The sequence below is a fragment of the Peribacillus sp. NPDC096379 genome (assembly GCF_044762875.1).
Taxonomy (GTDB): Bacteria; Bacillota; Bacilli; order Bacillales; family DSM-1321; genus Peribacillus.
In genome coordinates this window covers 486998-488150 of record NZ_JBIWFD010000001.1, presented here as the reverse complement: position 1 = coordinate 488150, position 1153 = coordinate 486998, and the positions used below count along the sequence as shown (strand labels likewise).

General features: G+C 40.1%; 1 protein-coding gene. It reads right to left on the bottom strand.

The features are described 5' to 3' along the window. Positions 1-1153, bottom strand: a 1153-nt coding sequence (locus ACIQZI_RS02450; RefSeq protein ID WP_403068951.1) for a coiled-coil domain-containing protein, incomplete at both ends; no start/stop codon positions are given.

The window sequence follows — 1153 nt, the reverse complement described above, 5'->3', positions numbered from 1 at the left end:
TAAGACTGCTTTAATTCTTCGAGTTCTTGTCGTTGGCTTTGTTCCTTCATTGTTGCATCTGCTAGCTGATAACTGAGTGCTTCATATGATCGCCTTACGTCTTCAAGCTCTTGTAGCTGCTCTTGTTCCACCATTCTGGATTCTGTTAATTCTCGGTTCAATTCTTTAAAGAATTGTTTTAGTTCGTCTAGCTCTTGGTCCAATTGTTGATTAGATTGAAGTAATTCTTCCAGCCCTTGTCGTTGGCCTTGTTCCTTCAAAATTACAACTGCCAGCTGGTGATTGAGTGCTTCATATGATTGCTGTAATTCTTCCAGCTCTTGGCTCTGGTTCTGTTCCGCCATTCTGGATTCAGCTAACTCTTGGTTCAGTTCCTGATAAGTTTGTTTTAGTTCACCTAGCTCTCGGTCCTGATTTTGATAAGACTGCTGTAATTCTTCAAGCTCTTGGATCTGGTTCTGTTCTACCATTCTAGATTCTGTTAATTCTTGGTTTAATTTCATAAGCTCTTGATCCTGATTTTGATAAGATTGGAGTAATTCCTCGAGCTCTTGTCGATGGTCTTGTTCCTTCAAAGTTACGTCTGCTAGCTGATGATTCACTTCTTCATACGATTGCTTTAGGTCTTCAAGCTCTTGAAGCTGGTTCTGTTCCACCATTCTGGATTTTGCTAACTCTTGGTTCAATTCCTGATAGGTTTGTTTTAGTTCGCCTAGCTCTTGGTCCTGATTTTGATAAGACTGGAGTAATTCTTCGAGTTCTTGGCGTTGGCTTTGTTCCTTCATTGTTACATCCGCCAACTGGTGATTGAGTGTCTCATAAGATTGCTTTAGGTCTCCAAGCTCTTGGCTCTGGTTCTGTTCCACCATTCTGGATTCTGCTAATTCTTGGTTCAATTCCTGATTGGATTGATTTAAATCTCTAATCTTTTGGTCCTGTTGTTGATGAGATTGGAATAGTTCTTCAAGCTCTTGGTATTGGCCTTGTTCCTTCAAAGTTAAATCTGCTAGCTGATGATTCACTTCTTCATACGATTGCTTTAATTCTTCCAGCTCTCGGCTCTGGTTCTGTTCCACCATTCTGGATTCTGCTAATTCTTGGTTCAATTCCTGATTGGATTGATTTAAATCTCTAATCTTTTGGTCCTGTTGTT